This is a genomic window from Clostridium carnis, from assembly GCF_054657435.1.
Genome location: NZ_BAAHYS010000001.1, coordinates 1,292,743 through 1,309,384 on the forward strand (window position 1 = coordinate 1,292,743; position 16,642 = coordinate 1,309,384).

Sequence of the window (16,642 nt, forward strand, 5' to 3'; positions counted from 1 at the left end):
AATTATAATTTTTTTTCATAACTAATAATTTCAAATTTTGAAAATATTCAAACTTATAAGAGGGCTATATTTATCCTTTTATTATATGCTCTATTTGTTTTTTAAATTTATTTTCATCTCCATCAAAAATAACTAAGTTTATTCCCATTTCCTTAGCTCTTTCTCTAACAGGAAGTTTTATAGGTTCTTTTGTTGCAACTAATATTTTATAAACTCTTTCTCCTCCAATTTTTTCACTATAAACATTTAATTCATTTAATGCTGCTTCATTGTACTTGTCACTATCTTTACAAGATATAAATATAGGGATAGAATCCTTTACTGCTACAACATCAACTTCATTGCGAACTGTTTTTATATTATCATTCCATAGAAATATTACACCACTTTTAACTTGATCAATATCTTTAATTTCATTTATCATAATATTAGTAGCCATTTCTAACCATGTACCACTTTTAAATATAAAACCTTTTAAATAATCATTTAGAAATTCCACTTCAATATCATCATTATTTATTTTTTTATAGTCTATTCCCTGCATTTCCTTAAGTTTAACTAATATTTTTTCTAGTAATGTTTTTTCATTTTCATCTAGCATCTTCATTTTAACTATAACTTTTTTGGGATTTTGATAATCATGAGTAAAAATATTAGCATCATATAGTTTTTGCTTATGTTTATGCCATAAGTTAATATTTTTAGAAATTTTCCTTGTTAAATATACTAAATCTTCCTTAGTACATAAACTAGTAGAATCATCTAAAACTTCCCCTCCTGATGCTCTTACTATATGATTTATTTCTAAGTCATCAAATTCTTCTTTTAAAATATCTATTTCATTTCCTAATGTATATAAAATTTTATCTTTTATATCAACATAAATTGTTTTAATATTACTATCCCTACAGATTTTAGATAACATTAAAGAATTAATTCTTTTCCCCCCAGTTAAATTTACTAATATCTCTTTATCTTTATTTGAATTTATAATTAATTGAAGATCTTTATAGCTACCTTCATTTACTGTAATATCTTTAAAAATAACCTTAGGCATATAATTCTCATAATATTGTTTTATAGATGATATCCCTTGTTCTTCATTTGAATCTCTTATAAAAATAACTTCCCTAGGTTTGAATTTTTTAGTAGCTAATATACTACCTTGATTGTGTTCATCTAATTGGTTAATTAGTATATCTATGCTCATACCTATACCTTCTTTTCTAATTTAAACATATTCTTTATTAATTTACCCAAATATAATTCTTTATATTAGAAAAGAGAGAATTCATAAAAAAATTCTCTCTTTCCGTAGTTTAAAATAATTTTCTTGCTAAATATACTCCTGAGCATGATGCCATCATTAATCCTCTTGTTAAACCAGCTCCATCCCCAATTGCATGTAAATTTTTGATATTTGTTTCTAAATTTTCATCAAGTTTTATAGCATTAGAATAAAATTTAATTTCTGGACCATAAAGTAAATTATCTGGATTTGCAAATCCTTTTACTACTTTATCCATCTCTAAAATAAAGTTTACTATATTAGTCATTGTTCTATATGGAATTCCAAGTGTAATATCCCCTGGCATAGCAGTTTTTAAAGTTGCCTCTACTGAGTTATTTTCAAGTTCCTTTTTCCAAGTTCTTTTTCCATTTAATATATCTCCAAATCTTTGAACTACAACATCTCCATTAGATAAAAGGTTAGTAAGCTCTGCAACTTTATGAGCATACTCTATAGGCTTATTAAATGGTTCTGTGAACTTGTGTGAAGAAAGTATTGCAAAGTTTGTATTTACACTTTTCTTTTCTTTATAAGCATGTCCATTAGCTAAGGAAATCCCTGAATCATAGACTTCTGCTGCAACAAACCCATCTGGATTTTGGCAGAATGTTCTTACCTTATCCTTAAATGGTGCTATCTCTCCAATAAACTTACCTTCATACATTAATTCATTAACCTTTTGAATATCTCCCTCAGATTTCATTTCAAATCTTACTCCGATATCAACTACTCCAACAGATTTAGTTATATTATGTTTATCACATAAATCCGATAAAAAATCTGCCCCATTTCTTCCTACTGATACTACTATTTTTTCACCATAGTAATTTTGACTTTCTGTTATTACCCCAACAGCCTGTCCATCTTCTATTATTAAATCTTTAACTGGACTTTGAAATATTATTTCTACTCCATTCTCTATTAAATAATCCTCTAACTTTCCATATAATTCTCTAGACTTTTCTGTCCCTAAATGTCTTATTGGAATATCTACTAAATTTATATCATGGCTTTTAGCTTTATTTTTAATTTTTTTGATTTCATCTTTATGCTCTACACCTGCAATATTTTTTTCTCCACCAAATTCTAAGTAAATTTCATCACAGTAATCTATTAAATCCTTAGTATGTTTATGTCCTATAACCTCTGGTAAATTTCCCCCTACTAATACTTCCTCTACTTCTGTATCATATAATGATAACTTTGCATCTGAGAACGCTCCAGCTCCAGCAAACCCGGTAGTTATATGACAGTAAGGCTTACACTTCACACATCTATTTAATTTAGGAATTGGACAATACCTTTTATGAACTGACCTTCCTTTTTCTATAATAAGAATCTTTTTTTCTGGGCTAATTTTATTAAGTTCATATGCTGTAAAAACTCCACTTGGACCAGCTCCTATTATTATTACATCATATTTATTATTCTTTTTAGACATATAATAACCCCCTTATATTTGCGAATGTTTTCGTAAATCCAATAATTATTATACGCCTTTTTCTTCTTATATCAATGCTTTTTTTATTATTTTTATAAATTAAAGCATTTTTACAAGCTATTTGTGAACATTAAGTAAATATTTTAACTATATAACAAATATGATTTTAAAAATTTTAACTCTATATTGATTATTTTATCTGAAGTTTAACTATTGATATAATTTTCTAAAATAAAAAAAGACTTTGCAAACTGCAAAGCCTTACAATGGTACGGCGGAGAGGATTCGAACCCCCGACCAACTGGTTCGTAGCCAGCTACTCTATCCAACTGAGCTACCACCGCATATTGATTTTTAACATATTTATATTAACATAGATATTTGAATAAATCAAGTAAACCTATTTAATTTAGGATGGGTTTTATACCCCATCTTAAATTAAATATATATCTGAAAACTCTATTTCTAACATTTGAATTTTATCACTACGATTTAGTGGCCTATCTTCATCTACTTCTACTAGCCTACAAATAGGTAGTGTTACTATAAACTCAGAACCCTTTCCTTCTTCACTATTTAATGTAACTTTTCCATCATGAGCTTTAGTTAAATAATTTACTAAATCTAATCCTATTCCACTACCCCCATTTTCTCTATTACTCTTTTGAGATATTTGATAAAATCTATCAAATATTTTTTCTCTACTTTCTTTAGATATTCCTGGGCCTTCATCTCTTACTGATATATTAATGTTTTCATCTTCTACAAAAATATTAATATATATATTAGAATCTTTTGGAGAAAATTTAATGGCATTTGAAATTAAATTCATTACTATTCTATCTATAAGTTCAGGATCTACAGCCATTATACACTCTTCCTCATTTGTATCGAAAACCAATTGTATATTTTTTTGTTTAGCATATTTATCTACGCACCCAACTGTCCCCTCAACCATTGAGATAATATCAATATTCCTTTTATTAAGCATATAATAGTTATTCTCAAACTTAGTGGTATCAATAAGATTATTTATTAACTTTAACATTTTAAGACTATTACGCTTTACTAATCCCATATACTCTAAAGCCTTTTTGTCCATAACATTAACATTACCATAATCAATACATTGCATAACACTTAATATTACATTTAGATGAGCTCTTAAATCATGAGATATATTTAATAAAAAATTTTCCTGTCTCATGTTTTTATCTTTTAATTCTTTTATTGTATCTCTTACTTGGTTATAATACTCTTCATCAATATCGTTCTTTGGTATTTCATATAATAGTTTTTTCGCTAGATTACCTAAATTCCCTTCTTCTAAATACCCCTTATTGATCATGTGTATAAATCCTTTCCCACAAATCTATTAAAATTTTTACCACATTATATCTAGTTTACCATATTGACATTTTATCAACAACCATTTTATTCTTTTTTTCCATTTATTTTACATTTTAACTAATTAAAGTTAGCAAAACTTCCTTCTGTTGTTGCTTTTATTTCTAATTTTTTCTCTACTCTTTCCTTTAATTCAGGTACATGAGATATAATTCCAACTAATCTTCCACCCATTTGTAATTCTAATAAGCAACTTATTGCATTATCTAAAGATTCTGGGTCTAGCGTTCCAAATCCTTCATCTACAAACATAGTATCTAGTTTAATCCCACCTGATGATGATTGAATTACATCAGATAAACCTAAAGCTAAAGATAGTGATGCTTTAAAGCTTTCTCCCCCAGATAATGTTTTTACATGTCTTAACTTCCCTGTATAATTATCAAAAACTTCTAATTCCAATCCCTTTTGACCAGTACCTTTACTCTTATCTTCCTTTCTTTTTAAGATAAATCTTTCTCCTGTCATTTTAGATAATCTTAAATTTGCTGCATCTATAATTTCTTGGAAATATGCTGCTAAAACATAGCTTTCAAATGTTATATACGGGCTTTGTCTTCCATTTGATAAATTCGCTAATTCTCCAACAACTTTATATTTCTCTTCTAATCTAATTAAATTTTCACTTAGCTTTTTAACTATCTTATATCTTGAATCATTATTAGCTATCTTAGCATATAATAGCTTAATCTTTTCTTCTAACTCTTTTTCAATTAACGAGTAGTTAGTTATTTCCTCATTTAAATTGCTTAAATCTTTGAATTTAATATCCTTTGTTTTTTCACAAAGATTATTAAACTTATCTTTTAAAGACCTTAGATTTTCCTCGTAATCTTTAATAAAAGCATCTATTTTATTTATCTCGTCTTTACTAATTTTATATTTCTTATATTCTTCTATATCAATAAACTCTAACTCTATTAACTTTTCTTGATACCTTAACTTTTCTTGATTTTCCTTCTCTATAGAATTTTTTAATACTTTCTCAATTGTATTTTTATTTCCATTCAATATAGAATATTCTTTAGAAATGTTACTTTCCTTAATCTTTGCATTTTGAAGAGACTTTTTCATATCTTCTAATATATTTTTCTTATTGTTTATTATATCATTTAGATTATTTAAACTAGAAAATTCATTTGGTATATCACTTCCTAAGGTTTTTAAAGCTTCTTCTTCTGCTTGTAACTTTCCAAACGTATCTAGTTTGTTTTTTTCTAATACTTCTAGTGATTCTTCTAAAACCTTTAAATCTAACTTTAAGATTTCAACTTCTTTTTCTATATTAAATTTATTTTTAATTATAACTTCTATTTCTATTTTTCTTTTTATTAAATTATCAATTTCTAGTCTTATTTTTCCGCCTATTTCTTTAATATCCTTTATTAAATTATTATTAAATTCTAATTTCATACCAATTACATTAGAGATTTGTTCTAATGCTGGTATAATTATTTCATTGCTTTTTAATTTAATATTTTCACTTAATACTTTTATGCTGTTTAAATATTCATCTGTTTCATTTTTTATCTTTTCATACTTTTCCTTTTGATTTTTAAGTTCATATTCACTTGGTACATTTAATTGTTTTATAGCTGGCATAGGATGTTCTTTTGATCCACAAACCGGACATTCAGTTCCTTCTTTTAAAGCTTCTGCAAGTATTCCTGCCTGACCTTTTCTAAAGTTTAACTCTAGTCTATCATAGTAATTTTTACTTTCTGTATAACATTTTTCTATTTCTTTAAATTTATTAGATTTATTATTATATTCAATCTTTAACTCATTTAAGCTTGTAATCTCTTTATAAACCTTTAAAAGCTGTTCCCTTACTCTTTTCTTTTCATTTTCGTTATTATTTAGCTCTATAAGCTCTTTTTCTAATTGATTTATTTCTTTTAACATTAATTCATTTTGTTCTTGTTTTAATATATTATTTTTCCTTTTTTCCTTAAAGGTCTCTATATTATTAACTATCTCATTATGATTGTGTCTTAAACTTTCTAATATTTTTTTTCTTTCATCTATTTTATATAGTTTATTTAATTTTTCTTCTAATAAAAGAATTTCTTTATTGATATTTTCTCTTTGACATTCATTTTTTTCTTCAAGCTCTAAATTTTTTCTACATCGTTCTAATTCTTCACCCTTTAAAATTAATTCCTTTTCTATTCTTTCTAATTCTTTTTTATTATCCTCTTTATTTTTTACTTTTTCTAAATAAGAACTTTCTATTATTTCAATTTCTAATGCCTTTTTTCCCTTTTCGCTTAACTGTTTCTTATCATCAATTTCTTCTTTTCTTTTAAAGTATTCTGTTAACTTAGTTTCTGTATATTCTTTTTCTTTTAAAAGATCATTATTTCCGCTTCCTCTTATTAAATCTTCGTTAGCCTTTCCCTTTTTATCTTTTATATCCTTTAATTTTTTATCTAATTCCTTTATTTCTCTATTATCAATATTTAATATTTCTTCAATTTTATCTAAGGCAACTTTAGTATCTTCATATTGACTAAACTCTACATTGTCATCACTTTTTATTCCCTTTAAATTGCTATCTACCTCTGTTCTTCCTCTATCTACTTCTTGCTTTATAGCTAATGCCTTATCCTTTAACCTCATTTGAATTGCCTGATAATCATACGTTCCAAATATCTTTCTAAATATAGCTTCTCTATCCTTTGATTCAGATAATAATAATTTTCTAAACTCACCTTGTGGAAGCATTACTATTTGTTTAAATTGTTCCTTGTTAATACCTAAAATCTCTTCAATTTTTTCTGTAACAGCTGAATATTTAGTTATTATCTTTTCGTTAGGTAAATGTAATTCTCCTTCTGCTCCATGTGATGTGTAACCTTCACCTTTTTTCTTTTTCTTAAACTGTTGTGGCGCTCTTTTGACTAAATAAACTTCTCCTCTAAATTCAAACTCTAATTGAACATACGTCTCATCTTCATCCTTTGCAAAGTCGCTTCTTAGACTATCATTTTCTCTAACACTCCCACTTGCAACTCCAAAAAGAGCATAGCTTATTGCATCGAATATAGTTGTTTTTCCAGCTCCTGTTGGTCCCGTAACTAAAAATATATTTTGTCCTTCAAGTTTATTAAAATCAATTACTTGCTTATTTGCATAAGGTCCAAATGCAGACATAATAAGTTTAATTGGTCTCATTTTTTCACCTCCCCATTTATAGTTTCATCTATTATACTTTTAATTAAATCTCTCTTTACCTCTGAAAATTCTCCAGCTCCCATAGCTTCATAGTATTCTGTAAAAAGTTCTAACTTACTTTTATTCCTATGTCCATGAGCTACTGAATTTAAAGAATCATTTTTCCCCTTAATATTTTCCCTTTTTAGCAACATAACATTTGGATAAACACTCCTTAACTTTTGAATTGGATCTATTAATTCCCCTTCATCAGTTAATATAGCCTGTATATAATCCACTCTCCCAGCTTTCTCATCATAACCTGCTTTTATAAGCTCATCTATAGGTCCAATAATTGTTCTCAAATCCCTTTTAGCTTTTAGCTCTATATGATTAATATCTAAGTTTCTTTCACTATCTATATTAACTATAGTTACTCCTTTTTTATGATTAATCTCGGAGAAAGAATACTTTAATAAAGATCCTGAATATCTTATTTTATCTGATCCTACTTTTTGTTTACCATGTAAATGCCCTAACGCAACATAATCAAACGAACTAAATATGTTTCCATCTATTAAGTCTGTGCCTCCTATAGATAAAGGTCTTTCTGATTCTGATGCTTCTAAATCCGCAGCTTCATATATTTTTTCTTCAGCATCTAAAGCCTTTTCTCTATTCATAGTAACGTATCCATGAGTTATTAATATATTTCGATCTTCTTTATTAATTTTTTCTTCTATTTTTCCAACTAAAAATTTCATTGCATCATTATGATCTTTAATTTCATTATTATTATAATACTTTCTTACTTGTGAGGGATGAACATATGGTAGTAAATAAAAATTAACATTTCCATCTTTATCTTTAATAGTTACTTTTTTCACTTCTTCCTTTAAGGTTCCCTCCATATATAATCCTTGTTTTTCAAATAAACCACTTCCAAAATCTATTCTTTCTCCGCTGTCATGGTTTCCTGCAATGGCTAATACATTAATCTTTAAATTTAATACTACTTCACTAAAAAAACTATTTAATAGCTCTACAGCCTCTACAGGTGCTATAGACCTATCATATATATCTCCTGCTATAATTAATACATCTGGCTTTTCATTTATAATTAATTCTTTCAATTTGCCTAATATATGAATCTGATCATCTATCATCGAAAAATCATTTACTATTTTTCCTATGTGCCAATCTCCTGTATGAATTATTTTCATAAATTTATCTCCTTTTTTTCTAATTATCTATTTTAATTATACCTAATTACACTCCTTATTTACATTATGTAAAACTTATAATTAAATTTATTTAATTATTTTTAATCATTTATACACATTATATATTTATAAGTTTTATATAATTAAAATATTAATATTTTAGGAGGTTTATTATGGCTTTAGGGATTTTATCAATCATTTTTTTAGTTATATTAATAGTATCTATAGCTTTAATTTTCGCTATATTTTACAAAAAAGGATTTCTGTTAAAAAATAAGTTTATTTTTATTTCTACTATAATATTTTTATTTATTTTAACTTTTATGAGCTATACTGGACTACCAGCTAACTTTATATTACAAAAATCAATAGTATTATTTGGTGGTTTACTGACTATTATATCTATAATCTTATACTTTCTAAAAAAAGATATGTTTGTAGCTGTAAAGACTTTATTAATATTATCTTTACTAATAAATCTAGGCATACTTTTTATTTAATTGTTTATATATCTCTAAAATAAAAAATAACCAATAGCAGATTTAATCTGATATTGGTTATTTTTATTTTTAAACATTTTTTTGATCTCTTATATAGTTTATTGAAAATACTAAATACATTGCCCCAATTAAAACTGAAAAATACCTTAATGGAATTATTAAGCCTAATATTGTAGGTAATGTCATTGCAAATATTGAAAGTTTTAATATATCTGCATAAGCTATTTTTACCCTCTGCATTCTTACTGCTAATATTCCTGCAACTGATACTACAAGTGCATTTATTAGGAATAACAAATATGTTGTGAATATAGTTGGTAAAAATATAAAATATTTTAATACTGCAACTTTATCTACTATAGATAATAAGACCTCATTATCTATATGGTTAGACATAAAAGGTATTTCTGTATACTTTAATTTATATTCATTTCCATTATTTCTAGCAATTATACCATCATTAAAAAATACTGCTGACATATCTTTATGAACTACTATATTTCTAACTAATTCTGATTCATCCATAGATTTTGTACTATCAAATAGAATTATACTACTTCCTTCTTCTTTCTTGTATGTAGACTGTTTTAAATTTAAAATGCCATTATTAATTTCAAACTCAAAATTTTCACTTGATAATACCTCTCTCGAACTTTTTTCTAAAACTGTTATTATCGTTAACTGAGTTACTCCAATTAATATACCAACTATCAAACTTAATACTAAAGAATATATTAACGTCTTGCTAAAACTTTCTTTTAATAAAAGTGAATAGTCCTTAATACTAAACATGCTAGTTTTAATTTTTGCTATAAAACTCATATTTTCTTTCATAATACCTCCACTTATAAGCCATGTATTGCTTTACTAATTATTTTATCATATATAAATTTATTAATAAACATAAGTTAATTTTTTTAAAGTTAATTTTTTAAGATTAAAGATTAGATTTTTTGTTAAGTATTATATATAGACATATAAACATAAGGAGGCATTTAAATGTTTTATAATAAAACAAAACGAAGAAGTAAATTTAATATATTTAAATTATTTTTTCTTTGTATTTTATTTGCTCTATTAGGGTTTAGCTTTAATCTTTACTCTAATATGAACTATTCAACTGTTACAAATGAATTCTATACTTCATTTAATAATTATGAGTTTGATAAGGCAAAAAACATTATAGATTCAAAAAGAAAATACTTATTATTCAAAAAAGGTCTCTTATCAAAGGATTTAACTACATATTTTACAGACGTAGTAAATAAAGTCTGTACTTCTATTAAAGAAGATAAAATAAATGATAATCAAGCTCTAACTATTTTAACAGAAATAAAAAAATACAATGTATTAAACTCATCTTTAGATAAGTTAATAGAATCTTTTAATACCTCAAATACTGGATATGTAGAAAATACTGAACAAAATGGTAGTAATTTAGACCTCGGAATTAAATCTCTTAATTCAAAAAAATATTCTAATGCATTAGATTACTTTAATTCTATACCTAAAAATTTAAAAGATGACTATGCTAAGGCTCAAGAATATATAAAAAAGTGTAAAATATTATATAAAGAAGATTTACTAAAGCAAGCTGATGAGCTAATTGCAAATAAATACTATACTAAAGCAATAGATTTACTCTCATCTTATGATAAGAAAATTCTATCTTCAAATGATAAAGATATTTCTGGTAAAATAAATTCTACTAAAATGTTTAAAGAAGAATATTTAGCAAACCTTCAAGGAGAAGATTCCGAATATACATCAAATGCTATATTAGATACTATTACACCTAAAAATATTAATACTTTAAATATTGAAAGTAAAACTCCATATTTTATTTATTTAAATATTAAGGAACAAAAAACTTATATTTACAATGGTTCAAAAAACAATTGGAATTTAGAAAAAACATTATCATGTTCTACAGGCCTTCCAGGTAAAGAAACACCCAAAGGTGTATTTGCTATTACAGGCCGTGGTGAATGGTTCTTTTCTGAAGAATTTATGCAAGGGGGAAAATATTGGGTTCAGTTTATGGGCGACTATTTGTTTCACTCATTACCTTTTGATGAAACTCAAAGTAAAGTATTAGATGATACTTTAGGAACTCCCGCATCCCATGGTTGTATTCGATTAGAAGTAGAAGATTCTAAATGGATTTATGATAATGTAGGTAATAATACAAAAATTATAATAAACTAACTCTGCAAAGCCCTAATTTTAGGGTTTTGTTTTATTTCTATATTTTTTATAAGTTATGCTATTATATTTATATAAATACTAATAGTTAAAGGATGGATATATTAATGAAGATTATCATTCCTAAGGATGTTCAATTTATTATAGATACTTTTTATGAAAATGGATATAAAGCTTATATGGTAGGTGGATGTGTTAGAGATAGTATTCTAAACACTTCTCCAACGGATTATGATATTGCTACTTCTGCATTACCAGAAGACACAATTAAATTATTAAAAAAAACTGTTCCAACTGGATTACAACACGGAACTATAACTGTAATAATAAATAATGTGTCCTATGAAGTTACTACATTTAGATCTGATGGTGATTATAAGGATAATAGACGACCTGACTCAGTAAAATTTGTAAGTAGCATAAAAGATGACTTATCTAGAAGAGATTTTACTATAAATGCTTTAGCTTATAACAACTATGATGGCCTTATAGATTATTTTGATGGAATTGCTGATATTAGTAAAAAGATATTAACCTGTGTTGGAAACCCTAATGAGAGATTTAAAGAAGATGCTCTTAGAATGCTTAGAGCTATTAGATTTAGCTGTCAATTAGGTTTTAATATAAGTGATGATACCTATGATGCTATAAAATATAACTATTCTTTAGTTAAAAATATAAGTTCCGAACGTATTAGAGATGAATTATGTAAAATACTTGTATCAAATGAACCAACTAAAGGACTTCAACTATTAGCTGATACAGGAATATTACAAATTATACTTCCTGATATATATAGCTTAATAGACTATACACCTAATTGTAATAATCATAATAGAGACGTATTTAAACATACCCTGAAAGTTATAAATAATACTTATAATAATCTTATTTTAAGGCTTTCCGCTTTATTTCATGATGTAGGCAAATTAAATACAATGACTTTTTTAGAAAATGGTCATTGCTATTTTCCAGGACATAGTGAAGAAAGTTCTATTATGACAAAAAAGATATTATCATCTCTTTCATTTGATAATAAAACAATTAATAGAGTTTGTTCTATAATTAATAAACATTTAGTCTTAAATGTTTCCTATCTACCTACTGATGGTGAAATTAAAAGGTTAATAAACAAAGTTGGAAAGGATAATATATTTTTATTATTTTATTTACAACGAGCAGATACTAAAGCTCTTTGGAATCCTGACCCATTTTTAAAAAAGATAGCTTTTATGGAAAAAAGGTGTTCATCAATACTTGAAAATAATGAACCTCTTACAATAAAAGATTTATCTATAAATGGCAACAAATTAATTTCTCACTTTAACTTAAAACCTGGAAAACAAGTTGGAGAAATATTAGATTTTCTTCTTGATAAAGTATTAGATAATAGTTCTTTAAACGATGAACCTACTTTAATAGGGCTTGCAGAAGAATACTTATATATTAGCTATTAAAATCTAACTATATTTTTACTTAAATCTAATCATATTTTATCTTAAACCTAGTTAATATCTTATCTAAAAATAAACTATAGCTTTATATAAATTAAATTTTATATAAAGCTATAGCCTTTTTATTTATATTAATTCTAGTTATCTACAGAATTAGTAAATATGTCATTATTGCAAATGTTATCTTTAAATGATATATTCGCTCCTAAATAATTCAATCCACTTTCAACTCTTTGTTTAAATAAAATGAATATAAATAGCTTTCTTTAACCTTTTTATTTGTTATCTTTTCTATGGCTTCTTTGTAATACTTTATCTGAACCTTATACTTTTCTACAAGTTCAGCTTCTTTTCCATCTTCTATATAGTCTGTCTTATAATCTAATAGCACTATTCCATCCTCTTCTTCAAAGAAACAATCAATTATCCCTTGAAGTCTCACCATTTCATCTTTATAAATATCTTCTTGTAATTCTTTGTCTATAAAAATACTACTTACTTCTGTAAAAAATGGTAGTTCTTTTTGAACCTTATAACCTTTATTATAAGCTTTAAGAAGCCTTTTTCCTAGACTACTTTTAAAGAACAATTCTATCTTTTTATAATTTATAACTTTAGCTTCCTCACTTGTTAGTAACTCTTTATTAATCATATCATGAACTTGTTCCTTAATATCATCTACTATGCTAACTTTTTTAAAATCAATTTTTTGCATTACAAAGTGCATTATAGTTCCTTTTTCAGCTGCTGATAAGCCTTTTTTTTCTTGTAAAAACTTAGGTTTTACTATTTCCTTATCTCCATATATTTTCACAGTTTGCATTTCTTCTTCATATTCATTGTCATAAGCAGCTCTTTTTAAATCAGAGACCGATATATTACTTGGAATATTTGAAGCTTTTGAATATTTATAGTTATACCCAAGTCTTCTTTCTATTTCTTTATCCACAGTTTCAACTTCAGAATTTATAAACAGTTTTTTTTCTTCATTTTTATCCACAGGTTCATTATTTTTGTCCACAGTTAATAAGTTTTTATTCCAAAAATCTATACTCCATGTGGAAAAGTCATTAGTTATAATATCTGAAGATGCTCCAACATAATTTCTTAGTGGTTCTCCACATCTATGTTTACATAAAGCCATTCCTATCCAATCTAAATAACTCTTCCCCTTTAAAACTTCTGATGGTAATATTATCTCTTCATCTAATGAAGCTGCTGCTATCCAATTAGATACTGTTTTTTCTAAATTTCTAGTTGCTCCAGTAATAATAAGTTTTTCCTTTGCCCTTGTAAATGCAACATATAGTATTCTCATCTCTTCTGATAAAGTTTCAAGTCTTATTCTCTTTTTAATTGCCTCTTTAGGTAAAGTGCTATAAGAATTTCTCTTTTCTAAATCTACATATTCTGGCCCAAAACCTAAGTCATCATGATACAATATTGAATTATTTAAATCCATAAGATTAAATTGTTTTCCAACACCACTTGTAAATACTACCGGAAACTCTAGCCCCTTACTTTTATGAATACTCATAATCCTGACAACATCTTCATTTTCACCAAGAATTTTTGCACTTCCCATATCTCCAGATGATTTTCTTAACTTATTAATAAAATTAATAAAGTTAAAGAGACCTTTAAAGCTAGTTTGCTCAAATTGTTTAGCTCTTTGGAATAATATTTTTAAATTTGCCTGTCTTAGCTTTCCATTTGGCATAGCTCCAACATATCCATAATAAGATGTATCCATATATAGATACCAAATAAACTCATCAATTGGTGTATATATAGATTTTCTTCTCCATATATCTAAGTTTTTAAGTACTTCTTCACACTTCTTCTTTAAATTATCATCTACTTCGTATTCACCTTTAACTATCCCCTCTATAATTTCATAGAAGTATTTCTCTTTATTTAATGTCCTTATATCTCCAAGTTCCTCTGCATTAAAGCTCATAATAGGAGATCTAAGTATCGCTATCATAGGAATATCTTGCATTGGATTATCTATTATCTTTAAAAGAGACATTATTGTTCTTATTTCTATAGATTCAAAATATCCACTACCTGTATCTGCATAAACAGGAATACCCTCTACTCCCAATTCTTCTAAGAAAACCTCTGAGCAATTTTTTGTTGCTCTTAATAAAATTACTATATCTTTATATCTAAGAGGTCTATACTCCCCAGTATTTTTATCTAATACCTTATAAATTTTTCCGTCTTTACTATTTAGAAGTTCATTTATTCTCTTGGCCACTATTCTAGCTTCTAAAACCATTCCATCAAGTTCTTCTTCTTCATCTATACTTTCATCTAATTCCTCATATTGTAACTCCTCGCTATAATCTCCTGATTTATCTAGTATGTGAAGTTCTATTGGTCCAGCTGTTATAATATCTTCTTCATTTATATCTTTATAGTTAGCTCCTAAGTTTAGAGCTTCTTCATCTGTATATTCTAATTCTCCTACAGTTTCAGACATAACCTTTTTAAATATATAATTTACCCCACTTATAACCTCATTCCTACTTCTAAAGTTTTTATAAAGCTGTATCTTTATATTCTTTTCTCCATCAGTCATTGGATACTCACTATATTTCTTTAAAAACAGTTCTGGCTTTGCTTGCCTAAATCTATATATACTTTGCTTTACATCTCCAACCATAAATACATTAGGATTATCTAACTCTTTTCTAGATACTAAACTTATAATAGTTTCTTGAACATTGTTAGAATCTTGATATTCATCAACTAAAACCTCATCAAAGTAGTCTCTAAAATCCTCAGCTACTTTTGATGGTTTTATATTTCCATTTTCATCTTTACTTATAAGTATCTTTAAGCAAAGATGCTCTAAATCATTAAAGTCTAATAAATTCTTTTCTTTTTTCCTTTCAGAAAATCTCCTTGAAAATTCAATAGTTATATCACTTAACATTTTCATGTAAGGATATGAATTTTTTATTCCTTGAAGTGATTCTTCTGGTGACATAGAAAAAGTATCATCTTTTAGCTTATTTATTTTCTTTTTCACTGTATCTCTAATATTCTTTACAATATTTTGAGCTTGTTCATCAGAAACATTATTTTTTCTTACTACTTTCAATTTTATAAACTGAAACTTATTAAGTGATTGAAACAATGCTTCTATACCATCATTTATAGAATTCTCTACTTCCTCTAATGCTGAAATGTCACTACTAAAGGCTTCTATATATGGCTCTAACCCAGGTGTCTCATTTATTATATTTATTGCTTTATTAAGCATTTTTAAATATCCATTAACTTCAACTAGAATACTTTCTTTTAATACCCTTATCCATTCGGTTTTATTAAGCTCTTCTAATGAATTTAGATTAAACTCCTCTGCCTTTTCAAAAAGCCACTTTTCTGGCCATGGTCCGCTCATTGAAAATCTATATAAATTAAGTATTATATCTTTAAGCTTTTCATCATCTCTACTACCACTATAAGCTTCTATTAAATTTCTAAATTCTTTATTTTCCTCTTCATAGTACTCTTCAAATAAATCATTTATTATTTCCATTTTTAAAAGAGTATTTTCAGTTTCATCAGCTATTCTAAAACTAGGATCTAAATCTATAGTATGGAAATAATTTTTAATTACATCTAAACAAAAAGAATGCATTGTTGTTATATTAGATCTACTTAAAAGAGTTAATTGCCTTTGAAGTATCTTTGAGTTTGGATTTTTCTCTAAAGCTTTAGATATTGCTGCTGCTATTCTTTCTCTCATTTCAGCAGCAGCTGCTGAAGTAAATGTAACTACTAAAAGTTTATCTATATCAACTGGGTTTTCTTCATTTGTTATTATTCTTATAATTCTTTCTACTAATACAGCCGTTTTTCCTGATCCTGCTGCTGCCGCAACTAATAAATTACCCCCTCTTAAAGTTATAGATTTAAGTTGTTCTTCCGTCCATTTAGTTTCTGCCATT

The 16,642-nt window shown here is 26.3% G+C and carries 10 protein-coding genes and 1 tRNA gene; 2 read left to right on the forward strand and 9 right to left on the reverse strand.

Annotated elements, in window-relative coordinates:
• Positions 1–70: 70 nt before the first annotated feature.
• The 8 genes from ACYQ1T_RS05965 to ACYQ1T_RS06000 form a co-directional block, all read right to left on the reverse strand.
• Positions 71–1,210: a Card1-like endonuclease domain-containing protein gene (locus ACYQ1T_RS05965; RefSeq protein WP_459832905.1), complete on the reverse strand. Its 1,140-nt coding sequence runs from the start codon at positions 1,208–1,210 to the stop codon at positions 71–73.
• Between the two features lie 109 nt (positions 1,211–1,319).
• Entirely contained in the window at positions 1,320–2,732 is a 1,413-nt protein-coding gene (locus ACYQ1T_RS05970; RefSeq protein WP_459832908.1) for an NAD(P)/FAD-dependent oxidoreductase, read from the reverse strand.
• Between the two features lie 267 nt (positions 2,733–2,999).
• Positions 3,000–3,076: transfer RNA gene (locus tag ACYQ1T_RS05975), tRNA-Arg, on the reverse strand.
• Positions 3,077–3,165: 89 nt separating this feature from the next.
• Complete coding sequence (locus ACYQ1T_RS05980) at positions 3,166–4,080, reverse strand: sensor histidine kinase (RefSeq protein WP_459832910.1); 915 nt, start codon at positions 4,078–4,080, stop codon at positions 3,166–3,168.
• A 119-nt stretch (positions 4,081–4,199) separates the two neighbouring features.
• A complete protein-coding gene (locus ACYQ1T_RS05985) occupies positions 4,200–7,316 on the reverse strand; it encodes an AAA family ATPase (protein ID WP_459832913.1) in 3,117 nt (1,038 codons plus the stop codon).
• Positions 7,313–8,518, reverse strand: coding sequence for an exonuclease SbcCD subunit D (locus ACYQ1T_RS05990; RefSeq protein WP_459832916.1), 1,206 nt, complete (start codon positions 8,516–8,518; stop codon positions 7,313–7,315). Before ACYQ1T_RS05990 ends, ACYQ1T_RS05985 begins: the two co-directional genes overlap by 4 nt.
• Positions 8,519–8,846: 328 nt before the next feature.
• Positions 8,847–9,005: a hypothetical protein gene (locus ACYQ1T_RS05995; protein ID WP_459832918.1), complete on the reverse strand. Its 159-nt coding sequence runs from the start codon at positions 9,003–9,005 to the stop codon at positions 8,847–8,849.
• 82 nt (positions 9,006–9,087) lie between these two features.
• Positions 9,088–9,852: a DUF1189 family protein gene (locus tag ACYQ1T_RS06000; RefSeq protein WP_459832921.1), complete on the reverse strand. Its 765-nt coding sequence runs from the start codon at positions 9,850–9,852 to the stop codon at positions 9,088–9,090.
• A gap of 165 nt (positions 9,853–10,017) precedes the next feature.
• Here ACYQ1T_RS06000 and ACYQ1T_RS06005 point away from each other — a divergent pair, with 165 nt between their 5' ends.
• Both ACYQ1T_RS06005 and ACYQ1T_RS06010 read left to right on the forward strand, forming a co-directional pair.
• Complete coding sequence (locus ACYQ1T_RS06005; RefSeq protein WP_459832923.1) at positions 10,018–11,226, forward strand: L,D-transpeptidase; 1,209 nt, start codon at positions 10,018–10,020, stop codon at positions 11,224–11,226.
• A gap of 104 nt (positions 11,227–11,330) precedes the next feature.
• Positions 11,331–12,680, forward strand: coding sequence for a CCA tRNA nucleotidyltransferase (locus ACYQ1T_RS06010; RefSeq protein ID WP_459832924.1), 1,350 nt, complete (start codon positions 11,331–11,333; stop codon positions 12,678–12,680).
• Positions 12,681–12,891: 211 nt separating this feature from the next.
• Here ACYQ1T_RS06010 and addA read toward each other — a convergent pair whose 3' ends face one another.
• Positions 12,892–16,641 carry a helicase-exonuclease AddAB subunit AddA gene (gene addA / locus ACYQ1T_RS06015; RefSeq protein WP_459832926.1) on the reverse strand — a complete coding sequence of 1,250 codons (3,750 nt, stop codon included), beginning with the start codon at positions 16,639–16,641 and terminating at the stop codon, positions 12,892–12,894.
• Position 16,642 lies beyond the last annotated feature (1 nt).

Coding starts and splice junctions, on each gene's coding strand:
- ACYQ1T_RS05965 (WP_459832905.1), bottom strand. CDS start 1,210: ATGAGCATAGATATACTAATTAACCAATTAGATGAACACAATCAAGGT.
- ACYQ1T_RS05970 (WP_459832908.1), bottom strand. CDS start 2,732: ATGTCTAAAAAGAATAATAAATATGATGTAATAATAATAGGAGCTGGT.
- ACYQ1T_RS05980 (WP_459832910.1), bottom strand. CDS start 4,080: ATGATCAATAAGGGGTATTTAGAAGAAGGGAATTTAGGTAATCTAGCG.
- ACYQ1T_RS05985 (WP_459832913.1), bottom strand. CDS start 7,316: ATGAGACCAATTAAACTTATTATGTCTGCATTTGGACCTTATGCAAAT.
- ACYQ1T_RS05990 (WP_459832916.1), bottom strand. CDS start 8,518: ATGAAAATAATTCATACAGGAGATTGGCACATAGGAAAAATAGTAAAT.
- ACYQ1T_RS05995 (WP_459832918.1), bottom strand. CDS start 9,005: ATGCCTAGATTTATTAGTAAAGATAATATTAATAAAGTCTTTACAGCT.
- ACYQ1T_RS06000 (WP_459832921.1), bottom strand. CDS start 9,852: ATGAAAGAAAATATGAGTTTTATAGCAAAAATTAAAACTAGCATGTTT.
- ACYQ1T_RS06005 (WP_459832923.1), top strand. CDS start 10,018: ATGTTTTATAATAAAACAAAACGAAGAAGTAAATTTAATATATTTAAA.
- ACYQ1T_RS06010 (WP_459832924.1), top strand. CDS start 11,331: ATGAAGATTATCATTCCTAAGGATGTTCAATTTATTATAGATACTTTT.
- addA (WP_459832926.1), bottom strand. CDS start 16,641: ATGGCAGAAACTAAATGGACGGAAGAACAACTTAAATCTATAACTTTA.